Source organism: Gracilibacillus thailandensis (genome assembly GCF_010994055.1).
GTDB lineage: Bacteria > Bacillota > Bacilli > Bacillales > Amphibacillaceae > Gracilibacillus > Gracilibacillus lacisalsi.
Genome location: NZ_WJID01000001.1, coordinates 265,281 through 291,422 on the forward strand (window position 1 = coordinate 265,281; position 26,142 = coordinate 291,422).

The following is a 26,142-nucleotide window of genomic DNA, read 5'->3' on the forward strand; positions in this document are numbered from 1 at the left end:
ATTGTTTCTTCATAACAGGCTATTTATTAATAACTTCCCCCAACCTCTCGATCCCTTTCGTTATTTCCTTCTTATCACTATAACTAAACGATAGACGGAGCCATTCTTTGCCATCTTGTTCATTTAAGAAAAAATATTTACCTGGCAAAAAGGACACACCTTGATCTTGTGCTTGTTGTAATAATCTTGAAGTATCAACACCAGCCACCTTAATCCAAACGAAGTAACCTCCCTCCGGCACATACCAGGTAACAGACTTTGGCATATATTTTTTTAATGCAGCAAGTAACGCCTCGAACCTCTCTTGATAGGATATTCGTAACGTGTTAAGTCTATTATCAAAATTATTATTCCCCAGATATGTAGCCATAATCGCTTGTGCAAAGGGATGATCTAAATCTTTTTTAAACCAATATAAGGAAGTGATTATTTCCTCTGTTGCAGCTACCCAGCCAATTCGTAAACCTGGCGCGACCACTTTGGATAAAGAACCAACATGTAGGACACGATTTTCATGATCCATTGCTTTTAACGTTACAGGCGGTTTATCAAAATATAATTCACCATAGGCATCGTCCTCTAAAATAAGGAAGTCATACTGAGAAGCTAGCTCCAAAATATGCTTGCGACGTTCTGCTGTCATCGTTGTTCCGGTTGGATTTTGAAAAGTCGGGATCGTATATACTATTTTCGGTAGCGGAAGACCTTGCTCTTTCCTTTCTGCCAATACTCTTTCTAATTCTTTTGTCTGAAGTCCCTGTTCATCGATTGGGATACTAATAAATTGACTCGTATAATTTTGGAATACTTCTAGTGCTTCCATATATGTCGGTGCTTCAACTGCCACAACGGTTTGCTCATCTACAAAAACTCGAGCAATTAAATCAATTGCCTGACATGCACCAGCTGTAACTAGAAGTGCTTTATCTGCAACTCGCATACCACGATCAGACAACCTAGCTTGAATTTGCTCCTTTAGTTTATCCATCTTCGGTGTACCAAGATAATGCAGTGGTAAATCCTTTTCTTGTTTCAATAATTGAACAACCGCCTCTTTCAGCTCATCAACGGGGACAAGGTCTGGTGCTGGAAACCCTGAACTAAGCCGAATACAATTGCCTGGTATATTCGGCATCCATTCACCTGGTGGGTCGTTTTTTAATGCATTCTTTATGTTTTCCGAATAGAAATTTTCGACATTCACGATGATCATTCACCTTTCTTTGAGACAATAAGAAGCATTGGTAAGCACCAATGCTTCTTATTTATATTATGACCGATTATTTAAAAGAATAAAAGGTGTGCCATTAATGCCGCGACTGGCAACGTAATAATCGTTCTTTGTAAGAAAATAATAAATAATTGAAAAAACGAAATCGGAATTTTTGATTTTAATAACAAAATACCTATTTCCGACATGTAAATTAATTGAGCAAGTGACATAACTCCAATTACAAAACGGGTTAATTCAGACTCAATCCCACTACCAACTACTGCAGGCAAGAACATATCCGCAAAACCAACAATCATTGCAGGAGCAGCAGCCTCTGCCTCTGGTAGTTGCAATAATTGCAAGAACGGAATAAATGGATAAGATAAATAGTTAAAAATAGGTGTCTTCTCGGCAATAATCAGTGCGATAGTACCTAACGCCATCACCAATGGAATTAAAGCAAACCAAATATCAACTACATTCAATACACCGCTTTTGATAACACCACGATAACTTTTCACTTGATCCGCTTTTTCTACTGCTTTTTGTACACCCCATTTAAAACTGGACACACCTTCTGGTACGACTTCATTTATTTGTTTACCTGCTGCTTCATAATAGGTATCTTTTTTTAAAGATAAAGGTGGAATTCGCGGTACAATGACCGCCGCAACAACACCTGCAACTATGACAGTTATATAAAACTGAACAAACATATGATCAATGCTTAAAAATCTAGCTATAACCAAGCTGAAAGCAATCGATGCAATCGAGAAGTTAGTTGCAACTACTGCTGCTTCTCGTTTCGTATAATAGCCAGATTCGTATTGCTGTGTCGTTAATAATACCCCTACTGTTCCACTCCCCATCCATGATGCTAAAGCATCAATCGACGAACGACCTGGTAGCTTGAATAAAGGGTGCATAATTTTTCTTACGATGGTACCGATAAAATCCATTAAACCGAATTGTAACAACAGTGGCATAAAGAGACATGCAAATAGGAACCAGACCATTAACACCGGAATCAGATCAAATAATACTGTTCCGCCTGTCGCCATCGACCAAATAAATGCAGGGCCGATTTCTGCTAATGTCATGATCGCGAATATGGCACCGATAAATCGTAAAGCTATCCATAGTGGCGGGATATTAAATAAACTATCCAAAAAAGAATTGTTCTTTATCATCTGCAAATTTATACATTTTACTATTAAACTACCAATAGCAGACAAACATAAAATAATTGTCATAATGAGCGGGATATAATCTGCTAACAGTGCTTGTAAACCATCTGCTAACACACCTAACCCAATTGTAACCTTACCACCTACTGAAATCGGGACGAGGAATAATAACACCCCAATAAGAGATGGTAGCCAAAATTTCATATATTGATTTGCTGTGAATTGTTGTTGTTCTGATTTCATGATGTTCTCTCCATTTTTTTCTTTGTTGTTTCTATTATTTTCGTAAGTTATAATATATCATTTTATTGTATAAATATGCAACAACTTTTTTATAAAGGTAGAACAGCCAATATAATTATTTAGTCTAAAAAGAGATATCGATTATGAAAAATAGTATTCTTATAATGTGGCAGGATGAGAAGATAACATTATTTCAAGAATATGACCAGTTCAAATTTCAATTATCTTTATCTCCTGCTAGCGCTGGAAGAAAGCGATACTCCCAGTTTGTACGACATTCAAAAAACTTGTAATAGGCATCTTTAGGATTAGTCGTGTCTTTTTCCAGCCATCCACATTGCTGTGGCGCATTATTGAAAACGTCCTGTGTATTGCTGTTTTTATCATAATAAGTGGTGTCTGGATTCACTTCGATCCATCTCTGATCGGCCTCTTCTGAGTATCTTGATTTTAAGTCATAAATGATAAAATTATCAGAACTGAAATATTTCACTACCCGTATTTCAGAAGTATTATCATTACCTTTCGTACCAGCTGTTTCCATAAATGTTTCCAGAACTTCTTTATTTTTTAACTCGTTGTTTTGAAAGATAACATCTGTTTCTTTCGGGACAAACGTTTCGTCTTCTGTTTGATTTTGTTCACCTGAAGAACTTGGATTAATATCACTTTGAACTTCATATTGATCGGATGTACCACATGCCTGTAACAGGATAAGCAGTACAATGAACAGACAAATGCTTTTTTTCTTTGAAACAATCATCATTTCACCCCAATAGAGTATGTGCTTTTATAACTGAACCTATGTCCTATCCTTCCTATTTACTTTATCATATTGGAAGCTTTTTTATAATATTATTTCACTTATTAGTAATTAATTTCCACTTATGGATTGAAGAAAACGAAAAGCTATCCTTTCAAAAAATAGCTGAAACAATCACCTTAATAGAGTGATTTATCTCTAAAGAATACTATTCAGTTACCTGCTTGCCCATGGCTAGAAATATCAAGAGAGACTGATTTTAGAAAGTTAAAATAATTGTAGCAGAATTGCTTGAAGATAAAGTGGTTAGCCACAAACTTTAGACTTCCTTTTCTAAAAAAAGCTCTTATAACAAGATGTATTATAAGAGCTAGACGCTTTCACCAAATTATTTATTCATTTTATTTAAGAAATCCCCAAGCAAATCATTAAGATCTGCTTCTTCTGACTCTTTTTCCTCTTCCTCCAATTCTCGATTCTCTTTTACAGCTTCTTCCCAGTCAAACGAATCTAAATCATCATCTAATGGATCATGTTCCTTTTCTGTCTCACTAACATCCTGTAATCCATCTTCATTAGTTTCTTCCGGTAATTCCTCTTGTAAATATAGTGCTTCATCAATATCTGTAGAACTACTATTAAGTGAAGCCAGTAAAGCAGTAGCTCTCACCGGATCATTTAAGAGCTGATAAACAATACTGCCTAACAGCGCTTCTGAATGTTCATGTTTAAGCCAATTACGTTGCGCCTTGTTCAAACTGCTTGGAAGAGGAATTGTAATAGTTTCTCTTTCCTTAGAGCTTGTTTCATTAATCCCTTTTAACACCAATTCAGCCATTTTGCTTGAAAAATTCCGTCGTTCCGTTTCCTTCAGCTGTTGGATTTCCTTCAAAAGATAATCTGGTGTATCTGAAGGGATTCGAAATGAAATGGTCTGGCCTCTTTTAATTTGGTTTGTTGATTTTTTCATGTCATCACCTTAAGACTTTTTCGCTGGCTTTTTCTCTTCCTTTTGCTTCTCAGCTTTTTTTGTGAATTCAGAAATAAGCTTATAATACGCATTGGCCATCATCCAAATACTTTCCTTTTCATCCTCGAAAAATTCAATGTTATAGCCATCTAAATTATTGTTAAGTGTTTTGATATACTCCTTCAAAACATTGGAACCACCGCCAACAAAATAGCAGATTTCTGTTTGCGAATTTTTTTGCCAAACGTTTCTTAATAAGCGATATTGTTTTTTCGCTAATTCCAATAAAATTCGGTCGGTAATATCGTGTACACTTGTCCGGCTTCCTTTGACCATAATATGGTTGCGATCGTTATTTCGAGTAATAATTTCAACGACATCGCGACGACTGTCCAGTTCAACTCCATGGTTACTGAAAATTTCCTCGCGAATATTTTCAAGCGACTCTGACACTCCTAGATTAAAGCCTTGTGCTTTATCATCGTCAACCGTTCGATTCTTGATTACTGCTATATCAGTAGACAAACCGCCGATATCTTGAATAAGAATTCGTTTATCAATTAAATCCTTATTAATGATTTTCAGATCATGATCCATTACCAGGTTTATATAAGCAGCAAAACCTTCTGGATACACCTTAACCTCATCAAATTTAATATTTACTTTAATCCCTTGATATTTCGGCGTCACTAAAAATTCTACCTGGTGAACCGATCCGAGCAGCTTCGAACGATACCCTGCATCTTTTCCTTCTTTCACTTCTCGAAGTGGTAATCCTGTACCTAATATGTAATTCGCATCAATCACTTGATTAGAACCCTGTTTATTTCCTTTCGCTGCATCTAAAGCGATTGAGGCAAAAAGCATAATTAACGTCTGATCTTCCTGTGATTTACTGCTTCCTGGGTCAAGCTCTGTCGAATTACTTGATTTGGATGCTAAGTGCCCTACACGGTAAATCGCATTGTTTTCCTGGAGAGCAGGGGAGTGCACCCGAATATGTATGCCTTCCAAAGGATCTTTTTGATCTAATTCTTCTATACCTATGACAGGACGGTCTTCTATATCTCTGGCAATAATATTCGGTATGTTGAATTCCTGATCCAACTCACCAAATATCGCTTTCACTGAATCATTTCCTACATCAACTGCTGCAATTCTTGATTGGCTCATTTTATAATCATCCTTTTTTTAAAAATCTATTCTTCTAAAAAGGATATTGCAGATGATTGCTGTCATCAATGAGTTAGAGCAAAAAGATATATAACTGTAATTTCCATGAAATAAGTCGTAATGCGTACACAAAATTGTTTACGTCGTTTACATTCAAGTACACATATTGTTTCTTCAACTTGTAAACAACTTTGTAAACAAGCAAACGTGTTTGTGTACTTATTGTTTACAATTTGTACACTTGTAAACTGAAATGTTTATGTAAAGAAAAACGGAACGGACCAAACATGATGATAAACGAAAAGGACCACATTTTTCATTAAAGTGGTCTTTTTCAATGCTATTTAACATGTGTTTTCAGAAACGATAGAGATACCATTAGTAATGTTATGGGGTTACATTATCTTCAAAAGCTTCAAGATTTGTAACTACTCTTTTCAATTCGTGCTGACATTCTTCCACACGTAGTTGAGCATTAAATAGTGGCTCCGTCGAAGTACCACTTCCATTGATCGCTTTGCCACGTGCATCTTGAATTTGTTCCTGAACTTCTCGTAGCTGTTGTTGTAGTTCTTTAATTACTTCGATATCAGCTGAATTTCTCGCATCACGAGTAGCTTCCTCCAAGTCATAAGAAACCTTAGAAAGTTGTTCAATTTCATGTCCGTTTTGTATCGGCATGTTCCATTCCTCCCTATTCATAGTACTTCTTATACTTTTTGCAAAAAGCTTAGAATTACTCATAGTTGAAGGAATTCTACAGAACCCATGAAATAAAGCTAGTGAACAGGCTCTTTTAGCATAGCACTTCATAATAGCGCTCAGTATTATTCTCATCTAACATCTCCACTAGTAATTCCCTACTTTGTTGAAGACTTGCTTGAACTTGTTGTTTTGAAATAGCTAATATCTCCGTAATCTCATTAATCGATAATGAACAGATATATGTTAATCCGAAGATAAATCTGTCTATGATTGGCAACAACAAGATATAAAAAATGGGTTGTCCAAGAAGTTCTTGTTGGAAGTTAGAGTCTTTTCTTATCAGATTTTCTTTCTTAATGAGCGAATTCTGTACATGGCCATGTAAATACTGATAAAGAGCTATTCGACTAAATCGATCTACCTCTTGAAAACGATTATGCCGATACATTTGAACAAACACATCACTTGCTGTTTTTTCGGCTAACGTTTTATTACCAACTAACAAATAACAAAGCTGAAAAACCACTTTTTGATGCGTTTCTATAAAGGCTCTAAATACCATCATATCTGTAGATGAATTGGTTGTTTGTAAAAACGGTATTCTCATGGTTTATTCCTCCACGAATTCCATGTTTTCAACGATTTCCATTATCTCCTCTTTGGTAAGCTCATCGTTATGTATAAGTAAGGAATAACGGAATCCCTCTTCGTCCCAAACAAGGCTTTTGATAATATCGTCCATAAAAACAGCTTCTTTTCCACGTACTTCTATTTCCTCTTCTTTGCCTAATCCTGTTGTTAACCCTTCTCCTTCTGGTGATTCAAAAGACGTTAAAGTAAATTGTAATCGGCCTTCCTTCTTGAATTCTTGATTTACTTCCGTCCTGTCAAAGGAGTCCAAATGAAATTGCTCAACGCTGTCTAATTGATAGGCATTACTAGTTAGGATGGGCTGACCAGTTGCTGCTACAACCTCTGCTAAAGTAGTTTCCTCTGTTTGGTCCATTTCTTCAAAAGGTTTAACTTCCACCCCTTCAGGAAGATCCATCGTAAAGGAGTTTTCGTCAAAAGATGGATTAATCTCCAAATCATGAACCACATAATTAACTGTGATATCTTCTGTCGTAGATACGGATTTTACAACAAACCAATGATCCGTTGTGATCCAGTATTCTTCAACCCCTTGCATCATAGCTTCTTTTTTAGGAGTTGCTTTGAGATGATAAGTATCAAAACCATTTATTTCTTCATTACCAATTAGCTCAATTTCATGAGTTTCCCGCGCAAGTTCAAGTCCATCTTCTACCTGTTCGCGTGTTTTTTGGCCAACTAATGATTCCCCTCCGATATCGGAAGATTCTATTTCAAATGCTGCTTGTTGTATGCTAGAGTATAAAATAGTCTTTTCACCATCATCTAAAGTCATAGTGGTGTCACCATTTGATGTTTCAGATATAATCTTTGATTGATTACTTTCATTGTCTAACCATTGTTCCAAAGTGGAGTCATCAATTTTTTCCTCTCCTTTGAATACTTCAAAATCAGCTTGCATATAATATCCATTTACATCACTGTCATTTTCCACTGCTTTTGTTACGATTTGATCTGGTAAATATTGTGCCATTTCACCTGCTGAACAAGCCACTAACATGAATCCCAAACAAATAACCGTTAACATATTACATATATTCTTCATATCATCCTGTCCCTTTCCATAACTGAAATTTCATTGCAATTACTGTTCCGCTCTTGTCAAAAGACCACAATTTCATTTCGCCATGATGCTTTTCAGCGATTTGCCTAGCTATACTTAATCCAAGACCAGTGTTTTTCATTTGATAGGTGGTGCGTGCTTCTTCGCCTTGGAAGAACGGCGTAAAAACTGATTCTATATCATGAATCGCCGGACCATCATTTTGAACGATCAGAAGCGCATGTTCACTTCGAAATTGTTCGATCTCCAACCTTCCTTCTACAAATAACCAGTCAGGCAACTTCTGATCAGGACCAACGACTGCCAATCCAATAGATGCTCCTTGAGGTGTATAACGTAAAGCATTACTGATTAGATTATCAAGGTAACGAATCATCTGCCTGTCATTCATCTTACATATACCAGTAATGGTCTTGTATTTTTTCAAATAAATATCATGTTGTCTTGCTAATTCATCATAGCCTTCAAACAGCATGTCAAAAAATTCTTCAGCATCTACGTCGATTAATTCCATATCATATTGAGTGGATTGAAGCTTGGCATACATCGTCAAATCCTCAATCATCCCTTTTAAATGACTTGATTTGTTTTTGATGATTTGCAAGTATTCTTTTCTTTCTTTCTCTGTTAAGCTTTGCTCTTCCTGCAATGCCTCGGCATAGGCCTGCAGAGAGGTTAAAGGTGTTTTGATATCATGAGAAAAAGAAGCCATCATTAATTGCTTTTCTTCCTGCTCTTGCTTCGTTTCATTTTGTGCTGCATTTATTTTTTCTTGCATTTGTTCAAAGTGATACATTAACTGACCAATTTCGTCTTTCTTTTTTGGGGCAAAATAGGTTGGCTTTTGCTCTGTTGCGAATGATGACATACCATTCATTAATTTTCCCAGTGGTCTATTTAACTTATGATTCAACATCCAAATAACCACTACGTATACAAAAATAAATAAGGTAAGAAATGCAACAATCATCATATTGCGTCTAATTTCTATTCCTTCTACCCATTCAGATCTATCTATACTTATCTCATAAATTCCCATTATTTGCTCTTCTTGATCTTGGTAGACTGGCTTTTTCACGGTAAATGATTTATAAGTCAAATCATTTTGGTAGAGACCCTTAAATAATTGTGCTCGATCAACTTGATAGATAGACGGACTCTCCCCATCAGTTTGATAAACAAGGGTCCCATCACGACTATAGAGTTTTATACTAACCTCTCTAGCTTTTGCATCCTCCGATAGTTTGTCTTCTATCTCACCCTTTGGTCTTATCTGATATAAATCCGGTGATTGTAATTGCTCTTCAATAACTTCGACTTGTTCATATAACTCCAATGATTCAACTAATCTTTTTGACTGGTCCCATTCTTGAACTAATATAAAAAAACCATACGCAGCAGCTAGCGGTAACAACATAACAATTAAATAAGAAATCATTAACCATGTTCGTATTTTCATTCTACCTGTTCTCCAATAAAGCGATAGCCAATACCCCAAACCGTTTCAATCCATTTAGGGTCTTTCATTTGCTCACCTAATTTTTGGCGCAGACTCTTAATATGAACATTGATCGTATTATTACCTATGTTATCGATCTCACCCCAAACATGTTGATATAACTCAGCTTTTGCAAAAGTTCGGTTAGGGTGGTTAATAAACAATTGAAATAAAGCAAATTCTTTTGTTGTTAATGGAATTTCTTGATCATCCACAAAGACAAGACGTTTCTCCACATTCAATTCTAAACCGTCATTAAATGTCCTATGACCTTTTTTCGGATCTACTCCCTGATATCTTTGATACCTTCGCAAATGTGATTTCACTCTAGCCATTAATTCTGCAAGACTAAAGGGCTTGGTCATGTAGTCATCTGCACCTAGATCGAGACCTTTAATTTTTGCCTCATCTTCCAATTTGGCACTAAGAATAATCAACGGTACATCACTATTAAGACGTATATTTTTACATAATTGATAGCCGTCCATCTCTGGTAGCATTAAATCGACAAGCACAAGATCATAATTATCTTGATTGAAATCCTCCCAACCTTCTTTTCCTGTTGATGCCCACGTAACATACATACTTTGACGTAGCAGATGATCCCTAACAATCCGAGCAATCTCTTGATCATCTTCCACGAGTAAAATAGAAACCATGGTAACTACTCCTCTCACACTATCTATTCTAAAATGATTTCAGTAATGATTTGAAAATTTAATAATTATTTTATATTTTTAAGAAAAACCGGGAAAGCCCACCCGGTCCTGTCCAAAGTAGTTATTTTGACATGAATAATAGGCGTAACAACCGCTGCGATGGTTTCCTGTACAAGCTATTTCAAAATGGCTACTATGCTTACAAATACGTTGATACCGTGGATTATATACTTTCTTTACTTATAAAAAAAGCCAATAGTCCACTATGTACAAATATAGTGAACTATTGACTAAAAAGAAAGCTATTAAACTATTAGTTAAGTAACGAAAAGTTGATGTGAATAAACAGGTAAAGCAAAATAAAAAGTTGTCCCTTGCTGCTCCTTACTTTCCACCCATAAGCGACCATTATGGCAAAGAATAATTTCCTCGCTAATAGCAAGACCTAGCCCATTACCTTGCCCCCTACTCTTTGTATAATACCGGTCAAATACATAGGGAATATCTGATTGGGAAATACCGGTTCCTTCATCTTTCACAGCGAAAATTACTTCATTCGATTCAGAAATGGTTAACGTTATTTCAATCGCACCTATTTCGGTATGTTTAATAGCATTGGAAACTAAATTCGCCATCACTTGCTCCAGTCGCATCACATCAACTTCCACTAACGGATACTCACCCATACAATCAGCCACGATTCGCTGGCTAAAATCAAGACCAGCCTGCTTGATTTCTAACTCGAACATATGACAGAAATGCTCATACAATTGGTCGACAGGAATCGCTTCCATCGAAAAGTTCATGTTTCCTGATTCTAGTTTGGATAAGTCGAATAAGTCTTTAATAAGCTTATCCAAACCGCCCATTCTATTTTTTATGATGTGTAAGTATTCCTTTTGTTTTACAGGATCATCCACCAATCCATCTAATAAAGCACTGACATAGCCTTGAACTACCGCAACTGGTGACTGCAGGTCATGTGACACATTTGAGAGTAAGTGTTTCATTTTCTCTTTTGAATTATTCAATTGCTGGTTAACCTCTGTTAATTGTTGATTGGTTTCATTTAATAATGCTGTTCGTTTACGCACCTTTTCTTCTAAATCGGCATAGAGATAAGCATTAACAATCGATACTGCCGCTTGCGATGTAATAAATGTTAATAAACTTAATCGCTCATAGGTAAAAACATGTGTAGATTTATTGTTTTCCATATATAAAACAGCTACAAGTCTGTCTTGGTTGACAATCGGGAGACACAACAGCGATTTCACCTGTGTCTCTTGAATATAACGATTTTCGATAAAAGGTCCTTGTTCTGCCGCATGGTCTAATACAACCGCTTCCCTACTATTCACTACAAAATGAACGATAGCTGTTGATACACGAGAGTGATCCTCCAGTGGTTGGGGGTGATCATATATTTTTACGTCTCCATCCATATGCTTATAGGCTACCAATTCCAGCTTGTTTTCTTTAGGCAACAGAAAGGATGCATGCTCTGCTCCTGCGTAAGTTAAAACTATTTCCATTAATCGACTAATTAATTGATTTAATACCACTTCGCTCGAAATGACGCGAGCCGCTTCAAATACTGCTTTTGTATCTAAGTTTTCCTTCATGTGATAGTTAGTTGCGAAACTCGTGTTGATTTGTAGTAACAAATCTGGATAAGTTTGCTTGACTTGTTCAGCGACATGCACGGCTCCCCAATTAATATAACCGTTATAGGCCTCTGTCACAAAGGATTTGGCGGTTTTCGGGAATTGTTTTGCTAGATAGAAATTTGCCGCACAGTGATTGGCGATTGCTACATCTTGGAGGAATCCATTCTCTTCTGCATTTTCTATTGCTTGATGATAATTCACGATCGCCTGGTTATCTTGACCAACCAGTTTTTGATATTCAGCGAGAATCAATACATACTTATGCAAATAATTAGCTGGAGATTGTTTTGCCCACTTTTGTAATTTCTTCAAGTTAGCCTTTAACTTACTTAAACCACTTCTTCTCGTGATCTCTTTTTCTTCTATTAACTTTATAATCCATAGTGAATGGTACAAAAAGTAGTCTGGTGCAACGATTAAAACCATGGTATTATCCACGAGTGGTTCTAGCTCCTCAATCAATGAAATTGCTTTAGAACGGTTGTTAAATAAATAGGCCATTTGCAAGCGAGTCGTCTTATGAATAATTGCAGCTGATTTATCGTCTGTGAACTCGGAAAATTTCCATGTTGGCTGCTTCTCCGGTGAGGAAAGCACATCAATCCAATCTAATAACTCACTTAAATAATCATTGGAAATCGCATATTCATGTTTCTTTGCAAATGTTAACTGTCTTTCGATTCCTTCCTTAACCTGTTCTAAGTTATCTCCCTTTAGATACTGTGTCAGACCAATGAATGCACCAGTAGCACCAGCTAAATGTAAATTACCTGATTCGATACAAAGTTGCTGTGATTTCTCTAAATATTCTAAGCTATAGCGGATAGGCTTTATCCAATGGTTAACAAAAGAGCCAAATACAAAGTAAACTCGTGCTTGTAATGCACTATCTCCAGACTTTTCTACATGTCGAATCGCAAGACTTCCAAATCGAAAGCTTCCTTCGTAATCACTAAATCCAGCGCTTAATGTCAATGCATAATTGTTGTAAACAAGTGCAGCTAAATCCATATCACCATATTTCAAGATTAACCGGAGTGCCCGCAGCATCAAAATTGTGGCTAAATTTTGATCAAAATGATATGCCGGCGCATTGGAATTAATGAGAGTTCGCATAATCAACTTTCGATCTTCATCTTTTACAGCTGGGAGCTTGAGTAAATCTTCTTCCCGTTTGTTTGCTAAAGCAAGCTTTGTTAACAAATATTCTTTTGCTACTAGTGCTTTATTCGGGTTATCCTTTATTTCAATACCATATAACCGCAAACCATCAAGCCCTGAATTTGTCGCTTGTTTCACCTCATGGATATGGGTGTACAATGTTATTTTTAAATTGTAAATATACAATTTTTCTTGTGAGTTTTTTGCTTTTAGTAATGTTTCTTCAAAAATGTCTTCCGCTTCTTCAAAAAATTGGTTAAGGTATAATGATTCGCCGTATCCCACCATAACAGCATATGTTTCCTGATAATCACTTTCCCACTTATCCTGAGATAATAATTGAAAAGCATTCTGATAAAACGTTAATGCTGATTTAAATGCTGCTGCACGCTTTGCTTGTTCGCCAGCTATTCGATTCCATTTGATTAAATCGCTTTGTTGACCTTTAGTTAGCCGAGATTGACAGAGATTCAAATGGTTCACAATCGAAAAAATGTGCTCCTCCATTTCATCCATTGTCAAATGACTAATTAATTCTTCTGCAATCAATAAATGACTTTGCTCGCGCTCTTCTGTAGACATCGATGTATAAAATGCTTGTTGAATCTTATCGTGTAAAAACCGATAGTTTGGAGGGTTTTCATCTAATAGCTGTTCATTCTCATTAGGATAGACCCATTTATAACGGGAATCTAGCGGGAGGATAACCCCTTCTTCTAAACCATTCCATAATTGATTTGCGGTTGTTACATAACTTTCCCCAGCGATAGTTGCCAATAATTTAAGATTAAACTGACTTCCTATACAAGCAGCCAATTGTAATAGCTTTTTCGTTTCCGCTCGTAACGTATTGATCTGCTTCATAATAAAATCAATCATGGAATCGGTCATCGGAATCTCTTTCAATGTGGTAAGGTTAATCTGCCAAGTCGCTGTACTTAAATCAAAATGAATCATTTTTTCTTGATTTAACAATTGTAATAACTGAATGATAAAAAAAGGATTTCCTTTTGTAACACGATAAATTAACTCAACCAATGGTTCCGCATCTATTGCTTCAAGTGAAAGGATTTCCTCTATCCATTGTTCGATATGGGCCTTTGCTAAGGGGTGGACAGGAATAGTAGATACATGTACTTCAGTTTGATTGATTTGATTGATAAACACTTCAAAAGGATGCCCAACTGACACTTCATTATCACGATAAGCACCAATAATCAGTAAATTTCTTCTGTCTGGATTTGTTAGAAGATGCTTCATTAAATCAATCGTCGCACTATCTGCCCATTGTAAATCATCAATAAACAATACAAGTGGATGTTTATCAGTAGCAAACACCTCAACAAACTTTCTGACCGCTAACATAAAACGGTTATGGACGCCTTGCGGTGGAAGGTCAGACCCTTCTTCCTGCTTTCCTATCAACCATTCAATCTCCGGGATAAAATTCGCGATTACCCAAGCATTATTGGCCAATGAATGAAAAAGTTTAGCTCTCCACCTTTGGATACTTTCCGCATCCTCCGATAAGATTTGTTTTATTAACGACCGAAAGGCTTCTATAACCGGTGCATAAGGAATATGCTTCTGATATTGAACAAACTTACCCGAAATAAAATATCCTTGTTTGTTTAATAATGGTCGATGAAGTTTATGAACCAAGGCCGTCTTGCCTATTCCAGATGGACCTGGGAGTAATACTAGTGCAGGCTTTCCATGTTGAACATGCTCAAACTTGCTGATCAACTCCTCCAGTTCACGATCTCTGCCATAAAGTTTATTTGGCTTCTCAAGCATCGGACTAGCATCATGCTCTCCTAATGAAAATAACCCTAAGTGATTATTTGAATAAAAAGCATGAGAACATCTTTCTAAATCTTTTTTTAATCCGTAAGTACTTTGATACCTCTGTTCCGGCATTTTAGCAAGTAGCTTCATGATGATATTAGAGATGATTTCAGGTATTGTAGGATTTACTTCGTGAGGGTGAATCGCCGCTTGCGCCAGATGTGCATGAATCACTTCTACCGGGTCCTTCGCTTGAAATGGAACACGACCGGTTGCTATTTGATAGAACAAAATTCCTAACGAATATAGATCGGAACGGTAATCAATTGGTCGATTCATTCTACCTGTTTGCTCAGGAGATACATAACTAACTTTTTCGATCTGATATGGTGTTATGTCAGCTTGGGGCATTTCTTTAGTGAGCATAGTCGATTGGTGAAAGCCTGTTAATTTTAATTGATCGCTATCTGGGTCATATAAAATATGATCTGGTTGAATCGATTTATGAATAATATTGTTTTGATGAACAGATCCAAGAATAGTTGTTAATTTAATCGCGATCTTTAGAAATGTGCTGATATCAAATATTTGATTATTTTTTAACCATTCTGTTAAAGGTTGTCCTTCAAAATACTCCATTACCACATAAGGTTGTTCCTTACTTTTCTCTAAGGCTACTGGTTTAAGAACTCCATAAAGCTCTGAATCAGATAGCGTATAATACTCATGAATTAATTCAGCTTTTGATTGGGGATCTACTTTATTAGGGATAATCTTGATCAAAACTTGTTCCTCACTGAGACTAGAAACTGCTTTATATAAAACCCATGACTTTGAAGCAATAACCGTATCCTTCAGTTGATAACTCGATAATTTCTTCATCATCTATCATCCTAATTTTCAAAATTTTAAGTTAATTTTAACCAGACTTTAGCTCTTTTTTAAACTCGATCCTTATAATTTGGATGACGAGTAAGAAAGGGGGAATACATTTGCAAAATACAAAGACCAAAAATCATCAAAATAAACAGGAGTTAGATAAGGAATGGTTGGTATTACTTATTTTCGCCAAACAAAAGGGATTTACTGTACAACAGGTCCAACAATTCTTAAGAGAAAAGAAGATGACCGATTAAGGCGATTTAATATCGTGGTGTTCTTCGATTCGATTAAATTTATAACCAATTCCGCGGACCGTTTCAATATACTTAGGTTGATTAGTATTCATTTCTAACTTCTTTCTTAGATTACTAATATGTACCATAACTGTCCGATAATCTCCTAAACTGGTTTCATCCCAGATTAACTCAAATATTTTCTCTACACTAAATACTCTTTCAGGATTTTGCGCTAACAAACATAAAATCTGAAACTCCTTTGCCGATAACCGCAATGTTTTGTTATTTAACTTCACAACAGCGCTATCAAGATTAACCTCTAAGCCTGGGTACTCAATTATATTGGACTTTTTCTCCATGGTTTCATTTTGTTTATCAGGATGGGACAGCTTCCGATACCGACGTAAATGCGCCTTTATTTTAGCGATTAAAACTGGTGAACTGGTTGTTTTCTCAATAAAATCATCACCGCCAACACCTAATCCTAAAATTTTATCCATATCATCTTGTTTGGAGCTAAGGAAAATAATAGGTATATCTATTATTTTCTTTATTTCCTGACAAAGCTCATATCCGTCTAATTTAGGCATCATTACGTCTAAAATAATTAAATCTGGCGTTTCCTGCTCGACCATTGCCAAAGCTTCCAAACCGTCTTCTGCAGATAACACTTGGTAGCCGTTTTCTGTCAAATACAATTCCAATATGTTACGCATATCCGCATCATCATCAACTATTAAAATCTTTTCGCTAGCCACCATCAATCCCCCCTCTCTTAAACTATTCTTATTCCTTCTGCTCACAATGTTGTATATATCATTAGTACTTTCGGGTAATATAAACTACCTATAAATGGTACTTTTCTATTAGTATACCAAAGGTTTTACGGAGAACAACAATATAATTAATTATTTCCAATTTTTCCATGATGTTTGTAGGTAAATTCTACTAAATTCCAAAAAAAGATGTTTAATTTTTAAAGTATTTCCTTTAACTTTTGTGGTTAAAGATTTTCCTTTAACAAGCTACAATATGAATTGGAAAGGAGGTTCCACTATTTTGTAAGCGTTTTATTATTAAAACAATTTTTAAATATGGAGGAATTCAAAATATGAACAGGAATTTTAAAAGATTTATTTCATTATTTCTCGTAACTATTTTGGTCATTCCATCTGGTTGGATTACACCGGTTACAGAAGCGGCAACGACTGAAGATATTCCAGTTCTGCTCTATCACCGTGTTGTTGAAAATCCCACCGATGAATGGACGGACACTGGCACCGATAAGTTTGAACAGACGATGAGATATCTCCATGACAACGGTTATAATACACTCACCGCAGAGCAATATGTTCGCATCATGGAAGGAGAAGAGGATGCTCCTGCAAATCCCATTTTATTAACCTTTGATGATGCAACTCCAGATTTTATCACCAATGCACTTCCCATCCTAGACAGTTTTAATATGAATTCGGTTCTATTTGTTGTCTCCGATTGGATCGATGGTGACTACAGCATGTCCGAAGAGCAATTACTTAGTTTAGCGGATAAACCTAATGTGAGTATTCAAAACCATAGCTTCGATCACAGTGATGCTCTATGGGGGAATGGTGTTGGTAGTAACAGTACGATCACAACAGAAGATGCTGAACATCAAATTACTGAAGCTAACACTTACCTAAAAAGCATTACCGGTCAAGATCCGACGCTTATGGCTTATCCATATGGTAGCTATAACGACGAGGCAAAAAAAGCAAATGAAGAACAAGGCATGAAGTATGCATTTAAAGTAGGCTATCCTAATGATGGAGAATATGCAATGGGACGTCATTATGTCATGATGGATACGACTTTAGAGGAAATTGCTAATTGGATTGGTGGTCCGCCACCAGCCCCTGCTGAAGAATCAAACGAACAGCCAGAAGAAATTGTTTACCAGGAATCCTTTGCAGATGGACAAGGTCTAGCAAGACAATCTGGCGGAGCTAGTCTTACTACCGTGACAGATAAAGCATTTGAGGGCAATGATGATGGTACTGCTTTATACGTAAACAACCGTAGTAATGATTACGATGCAGTAGACTTTTCTTTTGACGAACTTGGTTTAGAAGATGGCAAGACATATACAGCTACTGTCACTGGTTATGTTGATCGTGACGAATCTATTCCTGACGGGGCACAAGCAGTTCTTTCTACTGTCGATAGTTATAGTTGGCTATCCAATAGCGATTTCGTTAGTGGGGAAAGCTTCACATTGAATGGACAATTCACGGTTAATACTGAAGCAGATACAAGCTTAAGAGTTCAATCTAATCCTGATGGTGCGACTGTTCCGTTTTATGTTGGTGAAATTGTTATTACGGAACAATCATCAGATGATAATGATGAACCAGATGCAGATAGACCACCTGCCAAAGAGTTCACACCTATTACATTTGAAGACGAGACTACTGGCGGTTTTGAAGCTAGAGGTGGAGAAGAAGTTCTAACCGTAACCGATGAAGCGAACCATACAGAAGATGGAGCTTTCGCGTTAAAAGTGGAAAACCGATCTGAAAACTGGCATGGTCCGTTCTTACGTGTGGAAGAGTTTGTAGACCAAGGTAAAGAATACCGAATTTCTGCTTGGGTTAAGTTAATCTCACCGGATAGCTCTCAGTTACAATTGTCTACTCAAGTTGGGGAGGGAGATGGAGCGAATTACAACAACCTACACGGAGAGACGATTACAACAGAAGACGGTTGGGTGCAATTAGAAGGAACTTATCGCTATGACAGTGTTGGTGATGAATATTTATCCATCTATGTAGAAAGCTCCAACAATAGTACAGCTTCATTCTACATTGATGATATAACATTTGAGCCGACGGGTTCTGACGATGTAGAAGTGGAAAAAGACTTAACGCCAATTAAAGATGTATACGAAGATGATTTCTTAATTGGAAATGCGGTTTCTTCCGGAGAATTCGAAGGAACTAGACTTGAACTGCTTCAAATGCATCATAACCTCGTTACAGCAGAAAATGCTATGAAACCAGGTTATGCTTATAACGACGATCGAGAATTTGATTTCGAAGCGGAAGATGCACTTGTTGGAAGAGCATTAGAAGAAGGGTTTGATGTACATGGTCACGTGCTTGTGTGGCACCAACAATCAGAAGAATGGTTACATTCCGATGAAGATGGTGATCCACTAAGTCGTGAAGAAGCACTTGAAAATTTAAGAAACCATGTCCAAACAACAGTGGAACACTTCGGGGATGACGTTATTTCTTGGGACGTTGTCAATGAAGCAATGATTGATAACCCGCCAAACCCAACTGATTGGAAAGCATCTTTACGTCAATCAGGTTGGTATCATGCGATTGGAGAGGATTATGTAGAACAATCCTTCCGTGCAGCAAAAGAAGTCATCGATGAAAATGGCTGGGATATCAAGCTTTATTACAATGATTACAATGATGATAACCAAAACAAAGCAGAAGCTATTTACCAGATGGTGAAAGAAATTAATGAGGAATATGCAGCAGAAAATGATGGCGAACTACTTATTGATGGTATTGGCATGCAAGGACACTACAATTTAAATACTAATCCGGAAAATGTAAGACGCTCCATGGAGAAGTTTATCTCTCTTGGTGTAGAAGTTGGTGTGACAGAGCTTGATATCACTGCTGGCAGTGACAATGAACTAACTGAGCAACAAGCCATTGCCCAAGGTTATCTATATGCACAATTGTTCCAAATCTATAAAGAACATGCTGAACATATCTCACGTGTTACATTCTGGGGGCTGAACGATGCGACAAGCTGGAGAGCTGAACAAAGCCCATTATTGTTTGATAAAGACTTGCAAGCAAAACCAGCATACTATGCTGTAATCGACCCTGATACATTTATTGAGGAACACGAGCTTGAGGAGACAGAAGCGAATCAGTCCACAGCTTCATTTGGAACTCCTGAAATCGATGGTTCTATAGACGAGGTTTGGAGCGCCGCAACAGAGTTACCAGTTAATCGCTATCAAATGGCTTGGCAAGGAGCAAACGGAACAGCCAAGACTTTATGGGATGAAGAAAACCTCTATGTTTTAATTCAAGTTAGCGACTCGGATCTTGACGATACAAACGAAAATGCATGGGAGCAGGACTCCATTGAAGTATTTGTTGACGAAAACAACGCAAAGACATCATTTTATCAAGATGATGACGGACAATATCGAGTCAACTTTAACAATGAAACCTCCTTCAATCCAGAAAGTATTGCTGACGGATTTGAATCTGCAACGAATGTTTCTGATAATGGCTACACGGTAGAAGTAAAAATACCGTTTAAAACAATTTCTCCTTCTGACAATACAGACATTGGTTTTGACGTACAAATTAATGACGCAAGAGATGGTGCGCGAGAAAGTGCTGCAACATGGAACGACACAACTGGAGCCGGATATCAGGATACATCCGTGTTCGGTATTTTAACACTGGAAGATTCAAGAGGATCTACACCTGATCCAGAGGAACCGCAACCAGAAGAACCAGGTGATCCGGAAAATCCAGGTTCAGATGATCCAAAACTTGAAAAACCAAAACAAATCGTAACCAAACCAGTAGTCGAAGATAAGCAAGCAACGATTAAAGATGACGATATGAATAAATTAAAACAAGAAGATGAATTAGTCATCAACCTAAGAAATCATGACTCTTCCATCACTGTTTCATTTACTAGTGATCAAGTGAAACAGTTAAAGCAACAAAATGTTAACATCACTATTAACATGAAAGATGTTACCATCCAATTGCCAGCCTCCATATTTACTAATGGAGATCAAGCTGTAGATTTAGAAATTAAAAAAATGAAAGATATAGAAGATGCATTAAGTGCAGTCTATGACTTTACCATTTTCCAAGGTGACGAAGAAATCAGTCAGTTCGATTCGAAGGTTACCCTTTCATTTAAAGTTAATCAGGACAAAGTAAAAGATCCTAACAAAGTAAAATTGTTCTACTGGAACCCCGATACGGAAGAATGGGAACTCATCGGTGGAGAATACAAAGATGGAATAGTGACAGCCGAAACGGATCACTTCAGTACATTTGCAGTATTTGAGATAGAAGATGAAGAGGAGACCAGCGGGAACAACGAAAAAACTGAGGAAGATGAAGGAAATGAATTGCCTGATACCGCTACTAGCACATTTAATTATTTACTAGCAGGATTCATTATCCTATTCGTTGGTGGTGCCCTTCTCATCTATAATATGAGAAGAAAAGCATAAATGAAATGAGGGACTGATGCTATAGCATCAGTCCCCTTTGATTTACTCGCATAGTCCGCTAAGTTTTCTGGCAACCTTTGTGATTTACTGGCAACTTTAGCTAGTTTTCTGGCAACTTTTACGAATTTATTTATGCAAAAGAAAAATGCCGGTGATTTCCATAAGAAAGCCGGCATTCCATATGTTCAATTAACTACTTTTTGATTTTGCACCGCTAATCGGGCCATTGACGGTTAGCCCAAGTGTCTCTTCGGTTTCCGTATGAATTTCCCGGAACATTTCAGGATTTTCTGCTAGCGACACACCATAAGATGGAACCATTTCTTTTATTTTCGGTTCCCATTCTTTTATATGTTGCGGGAAACATCTCTCCAACACTTCTAGCATAACTTGTACTGCGGTAGAAGCTCCTGGAGATGCACCGAGCAATGCGGCTATCGATCCATCTTGAGCACTAACAACTTCTGTTCCAAATTGTAGTGTTCCTTTACCACCTGCTTCGGTGTCTTTAATAACTTGCACACGTTGACCAGCTACAACTATGTCCCAGTCCTCACTTTTGGCATTCGGAATAAATTCACGCAATTCTGCCATGCGCTGTTCTTTTGATGACAACACTTGTTGGATCAGATATTTCGTTAATGCCAGCTCTTTTGCCCCAGCCGATAACATGGTTAAGACATTACTCGGTTTGACTGAACCAAGCAAGTCGAAATTGGAACCGGTTTTTAGAAATTTTGGTGAGAAACCGGCATATGGTCCGAACAATAATGATTTTTTGTTATCGATAAATCTGGTATCAAGATGTGGGACAGACATTGGTGGAGCACCAACTTTAGCTTTGCCATATACTTTTCCATGATGCTTCTCTACGATTTCAGGATTGTTACATACCATAAACAGACCACTTACCGGGAATCCTCCAATGTTTTTGGACTCGGGAATGCCCGTTTTTTGTAGTAAAGGTAGACTTCCGCCCCCACCACCAATAAAAATAAATTTTGCAGTATGAAATTCTAGTTTATCGTTATCTAGATCATGCACTTTTACTTCCCAGGAACCATCACTGGTTCGTTTAATATCTTTCACACTATGCTTATAATTCACTTCCACGTCCGTTTCTTCTAAGTGATCGAACAATTTACGTGTTAAAGCACCGAAGTTTACGTCCGTTCCTGAGTCGATTTTGGTTGCTGCAATTGGTTGATCTTGTGTACGGTCTTCCATTATAAGTGGAATCCATTCCTTCAGTTTCTCTGGGTCATCAGAATATTCCATATCTTGAAAGAGTGGAATATTTGATAACGCTTCAAAACGTTTTTGCAAAAAGGCCACATTCTCTTCCCCTTGAACTAAACTCATATGAGGAATTGGCATGATAAAATCTTGTGGGTTCTCAATCAGATTACTTTTAACTAGATAAGACCAAAACTGTCTCGATACTTGAAACTGTTCATTAACTTTTACAGCTTTAGTAGTGTCGATTGACCCATCTGCCTTTTCCTTTGTATAGTTAAGCTCGCACAATGCGGCATGACCTGTACCCGCGTTATTCCATTCGTTAGAGCTTTCTTCACCTGCTTTATCGAGCTTCTCAAATACTTTAATATCCCAGTCTGGTGCTAACTCTTTCAGAATCGATCCTAAAGTCGCACTCATAACTCCGGCACCAATTAAGATAACATCTGATTTTTTCTGTATGTCGCTCATTAAAACCTTCCTTTCTTATCTGCAAAAAAAAGAGTAGGCTCTCCTGCTTTGGTATAACAAAAAGTGAGGCATTATTCAGGAATAAACCTTTTCTTCCCAATCCAACTATTGTCAGTATATTAAAATTATTTAAATATCTACTATCATCTATTAATTATAAACTATTTAAGGTTGGAAAAAAAGTAAGAATAATGTCATAAGCGTCTTGTCTATAGCACTAATGAATTTGGAATAAGTAATCCATACTAGAAACAGGAGGAGTCCAGAGGGGCATAAATCAATTATTTAACTTTTCTTCCTTTAACCTTTAAAATGGAAAATATAGAAAAGTTGGAAAGGGTGAAGTACATGAAAGTATTAGTTGTAGGTGCAAATGGTCAGATAGGAAAACATCTTGTAAAATTCATACAAGAAGATGACAATTTGGAAGCAAAAGCAGTGATTCGAAAAGAAGAACAAGCCGCTTACTTTCAAGATTTAGGTGCTGAAGTGGCGATTGTAGATCTGGAAGATGATATTGATGTAATCGCTAAGGCTGCTGAAGGAGTAGATGCGATTGTATTTACAGCAGGATCTGGCCCACATACCGGCAAAGACAAAACCCTTATGATCGATCTAGATGGTGCTGTTAAAACAATTGAAGCAGCAAAACAAGCTAATGTGAAACGATATGTTATGATCAGTTCTTTCGATACGAGTCGTGAAGCAATCCAATCAGCTCCAGAAGGTTTTGCGCCATACGTAGTGGCAAAACATTATGCGGATGAATGGCTGACTGCCACTGATTTAGATTATACAATCATTCACCCTGGTGGACTAACTAATGAGCCGGGCAAAAACCAAGTACAACTAGCTGAAAAAGTAGAAAGAGGACAAGTTCCGCGAGAAGACATTGCCAGAGTAATTGTAGCTAGCTTGAACAATGACTCAACGATCGGCAAGAGATTTCAAGTTGTGACAGGTAATACTCCCGTTGAAGAAGCGATTAAATCGATTTAAAACAATACAGCATCGTATAGACAGATCCATTTCCCTGTTTGGTGAAATGGATCTGTTTATTTCATCCAACTATTTTTTCCTTGAAGTTCTGTCACAAATAAGCTACATCCCTCGTCTTGAGTTATGAAATAACAAAAGGAGGCTATCTTATGACTAAAAAATGGGATGTAGTCATTATTGGTGCGGGGTTAGCAGGTTATGTTGCAGCTAATTATCTAGCTAAAAAGAATTTGTCGATATTACTATTAGAAAGAGGTAAGCATGTTGGTGGAAGGGCAAAAACAGATAAGGTAAAACGCCAATATTTTAATCTTGGCCCCCATGCTCTTTATAAAAAAGGAAAAGCGAAACCTATTCTCGAAGAATTAGGTATTAGTCTTAATGGTAAATCACCTAAATTAACTGGCTTTATAATCGAAAATAATACGGAATATGTTGCACCTTTGACACCTTCAGGGCTATTTTCTACAAAATTTCTTAATTGGAAAGATCGTTTGGAATGGATCAGCGCTTTGATGAAAGTAAATAGAGTGAATACCGAACATTTAGCAGACCTCACATTCCAACAATGGGTGAAACAAATCACATCATCGCAAAAAGTAGTGTCATTACTTTATTTATTAGCGAGACTTACGACTTATTGTCATGCACCTGATAAGGTGAGCGCTAAATTAATCGTATCCCATTTAAAAGTGGGCATGAGCGGCGTACTATATCTAGATGGTGGTTGGCAGACGATGATTGATCAGCTCCACAATCAAGCGGTTATTGCAGGTATTCAGGTACAGTCAAACTCTGTGGTAAAACATATCGTCCCATCAGTTGATCATCATACATTAATATTGTCTAATAATGAGGAAATACTTGCAAACAAGGTGATTTGTACCACTCACCCTCAAGAACTTAATGACATGCTAGATGATCATCTTCAGCATCGTTTTTTTACCCAAATAACACCTGTAAAGGGAGCAACTTTAGATGTCGCTTTAACCCAGCTTCCTAATCCAAAGTTATCGTTCGCTATGGGAGTCACTAACCCTCTCTATTATTCTGTACATTCAAATGATGCTCAACTCTCTGATGATGGAAAAAGTACGATTCTTCATGTGTTTAAATATCACTCTCCTAATGTGCATATAGATGGGAAAGAGGTAAAAAACGAGCTGGAACAATTTTTAGAACAACTACAGCCTGAGTGGCAGCAATATGTGATAACCAAACGCATTCTCCCTAACATTACAGTAAACCAACGCTTACCTCAGGTAGGGGATGAACAAAACCTAAAGCGTTCTGAAACGGATATCCCTGGCTTGTATATAGCAGGAGATTGGGCTTCTGCTAACTCGATTTTGTCAGAAGGAGCAATCAGCAGTGGGAAACAAGCAGCTGATGAAATAATTAAAAAAGAAAATGGGATGATATAATGCAAATTAGTAATGAAGAGTATCAACAATTTAAACCATTATTATTTTCATTAGGGTATCGATTATTAGGTTCCATATCAGAAACCGAAGATATAGTGCAAGAAACTTTTTTAAAAGCGTTCGAAATAACGGATCAGGAGATAGAAAATAAGAAAGCATATCTCTGCAAAATGATGACGAACCGCTGTCTTGATCTACTGAAATCTGCCCGGTATAAACGAGAGCAATACGTGGGACCATGGAATCCTGAGCCTCTATTGCTAGATCCATCACCTGACTTTGACCCAACTGAAGTAGTGCTACAAAAAGAAGGTTTAAGTATCGCGTATTTACGAATGATGGAACATTTAACACCAGATGAAAGAGCTGTGCTACTTCTAAAAGAAATATTTGGCTTTCCGTACGCAGAAATTGCAAACGTTATTGCAAAGAAGGAAGAAAACTGCAGGAAAATTTTCAGTCGAGCAAAGCAAAAAATCTCACTCATAGAAGATGAAAGCCTAAACTATGAGAAAAACAAATCTATTATCACTCGTTTTATCCAAGCATTTCAAACAGAGAATATGGATACCTTATTAGAGCTTATCTCGGAAGATGTTACGCTATATTCTGATGGCGGAGGCAAAGTCCATGCTGCTATTCGTCCCGTTGTATCACTATCCAACGTATTGGCATTATTATACGGCATAACCAAAAAAGCTCCAGAAGACTTTTATCTCGAGATTAAGAATGTTAATGGTCAGCCGGCAATTGTAATTTATATGAATGGAGCACTTCAGAGTATCATGAGTTTTTATATTAGTAACAACAAGGTTCATGAAATATATCTCACCGTGAATCCTGATAAATTGCCCTAAGAATTTCTTTGCATA

Annotated in this window: 18 protein-coding genes; 5 read left to right on the forward strand and 13 right to left on the reverse strand. The window is 37.0% G+C overall.

Translation table 11 applies throughout. The annotated features are described in order from the left end of the window. Positions 1–19 precede the first annotated feature (19 nt). From GH715_RS01190 to GH715_RS01240, 11 genes are all read right to left on the reverse strand, one after another. Positions 20–1,204, reverse strand: a complete 1,185-nt coding sequence (locus GH715_RS01190) for an aminotransferase-like domain-containing protein (RefSeq protein ID WP_163578376.1) — start codon at positions 1,202–1,204, stop codon at positions 20–22. A gap of 80 nt (positions 1,205–1,284) precedes the next feature. Further along, the gene (locus GH715_RS01195; protein WP_153833665.1) at positions 1,285–2,643 is read right to left on the reverse strand and encodes a YjiH family protein; all 1,359 of its coding nucleotides are present in this window, start codon (positions 2,641–2,643) and stop codon (positions 1,285–1,287) included. A gap of 217 nt (positions 2,644–2,860) precedes the next feature. Beyond that, the gene (locus GH715_RS01200) at positions 2,861–3,409 is read right to left on the reverse strand and encodes a hypothetical protein (protein ID WP_163578377.1); all 549 of its coding nucleotides are present in this window, start codon (positions 3,407–3,409) and stop codon (positions 2,861–2,863) included. Positions 3,410–3,794: 385 nt separating this feature from the next. Continuing rightward, positions 3,795–4,376 carry a hypothetical protein gene (locus tag GH715_RS01205; protein ID WP_153833663.1) on the reverse strand — a complete coding sequence of 194 codons (582 nt, stop codon included), beginning with the start codon at positions 4,374–4,376 and terminating at the stop codon, positions 3,795–3,797. A 9-nt stretch (positions 4,377–4,385) separates the two neighbouring features. Beyond that, the gene (locus GH715_RS01210; protein WP_153833662.1) at positions 4,386–5,549 is read right to left on the reverse strand and encodes a ParM/StbA family protein; all 1,164 of its coding nucleotides are present in this window, start codon (positions 5,547–5,549) and stop codon (positions 4,386–4,388) included. A gap of 387 nt (positions 5,550–5,936) precedes the next feature. Further along, on the reverse strand, positions 5,937–6,230 hold the full coding sequence (locus tag GH715_RS01215; RefSeq protein ID WP_153833661.1) for a hypothetical protein: 294 nt from the start codon (positions 6,228–6,230) through the stop codon (positions 5,937–5,939). A gap of 115 nt (positions 6,231–6,345) precedes the next feature. Further along, the gene (locus tag GH715_RS01220; protein WP_153833660.1) at positions 6,346–6,861 is read right to left on the reverse strand and encodes an RNA polymerase sigma factor; all 516 of its coding nucleotides are present in this window, start codon (positions 6,859–6,861) and stop codon (positions 6,346–6,348) included. Between the two features lie 3 nt (positions 6,862–6,864). Next, on the reverse strand, positions 6,865–7,950 hold the full coding sequence (locus GH715_RS01225; protein ID WP_153833659.1) for an outer membrane lipoprotein-sorting protein: 1,086 nt from the start codon (positions 7,948–7,950) through the stop codon (positions 6,865–6,867). 1 nt (position 7,951) lies between these two features. Continuing rightward, positions 7,952–9,427, reverse strand: a complete 1,476-nt coding sequence (locus tag GH715_RS01230) for a HAMP domain-containing sensor histidine kinase (RefSeq protein ID WP_153833658.1) — start codon at positions 9,425–9,427, stop codon at positions 7,952–7,954. Beyond that, positions 9,424–10,125: a response regulator transcription factor gene (locus GH715_RS01235; RefSeq protein ID WP_153833657.1), complete on the reverse strand. Its 702-nt coding sequence runs from the start codon at positions 10,123–10,125 to the stop codon at positions 9,424–9,426. The genes GH715_RS01230 and GH715_RS01235 overlap by 4 nt, the downstream gene beginning before the upstream one ends. Positions 10,126–10,442: 317 nt before the next feature. Next, entirely contained in the window at positions 10,443–15,626 is a 5,184-nt protein-coding gene (locus GH715_RS01240) for an ATP-binding sensor histidine kinase (RefSeq protein ID WP_163578378.1), read from the reverse strand. Positions 15,627–15,736: 110 nt separating this feature from the next. Between GH715_RS01240 and GH715_RS01245 the strand changes: the two genes are divergently transcribed. Beyond that, a complete protein-coding gene (locus GH715_RS01245; RefSeq protein WP_163578379.1) occupies positions 15,737–15,880 on the forward strand; it encodes a hypothetical protein in 144 nt (47 codons plus the stop codon). Here the strand turns inward: GH715_RS01245 and GH715_RS01250 are convergent. Beyond that, entirely contained in the window at positions 15,877–16,623 is a 747-nt protein-coding gene (locus tag GH715_RS01250; protein WP_153833655.1) for a response regulator transcription factor, read from the reverse strand. The two genes, GH715_RS01245 and GH715_RS01250, sit on opposite strands and share 4 nt — an antisense overlap. Before the next feature lie 350 nt (positions 16,624–16,973). Between GH715_RS01250 and GH715_RS01255 the strand changes: the two genes are divergently transcribed. After that, on the forward strand, positions 16,974–21,137 hold the full coding sequence (locus GH715_RS01255) for an endo-1,4-beta-xylanase (protein ID WP_153833654.1): 4,164 nt from the start codon (positions 16,974–16,976) through the stop codon (positions 21,135–21,137). Positions 21,138–21,326: 189 nt separating this feature from the next. Here the strand turns inward: GH715_RS01255 and GH715_RS01260 are convergent, their stop codons facing one another. Continuing rightward, entirely contained in the window at positions 21,327–22,847 is a 1,521-nt protein-coding gene (locus GH715_RS01260) for a malate:quinone oxidoreductase (protein ID WP_153833653.1), read from the reverse strand. A 348-nt stretch (positions 22,848–23,195) separates the two neighbouring features. Between GH715_RS01260 and GH715_RS01265 the strand changes: the two genes are divergently transcribed. From GH715_RS01265 to GH715_RS01275, 3 genes are all read left to right on the forward strand, one after another. Continuing rightward, positions 23,196–23,846 carry an SDR family oxidoreductase gene (locus GH715_RS01265; RefSeq protein WP_153833652.1) on the forward strand — a complete coding sequence of 217 codons (651 nt, stop codon included), beginning with the start codon at positions 23,196–23,198 and terminating at the stop codon, positions 23,844–23,846. Between the two features lie 149 nt (positions 23,847–23,995). After that, positions 23,996–25,270 (forward strand): phytoene desaturase family protein, encoded by a 1,275-nt coding sequence (locus tag GH715_RS01270; RefSeq protein WP_153833651.1) that lies wholly within the window; start codon positions 23,996–23,998, stop codon positions 25,268–25,270. After that, positions 25,270–26,127 carry an RNA polymerase sigma-70 factor gene (locus GH715_RS01275; RefSeq protein ID WP_153833650.1) on the forward strand — a complete coding sequence of 286 codons (858 nt, stop codon included), beginning with the start codon at positions 25,270–25,272 and terminating at the stop codon, positions 26,125–26,127. The genes GH715_RS01270 and GH715_RS01275 overlap by 1 nt, the downstream gene beginning before the upstream one ends. Positions 26,128–26,142: the final 15 nt, after the last annotated feature.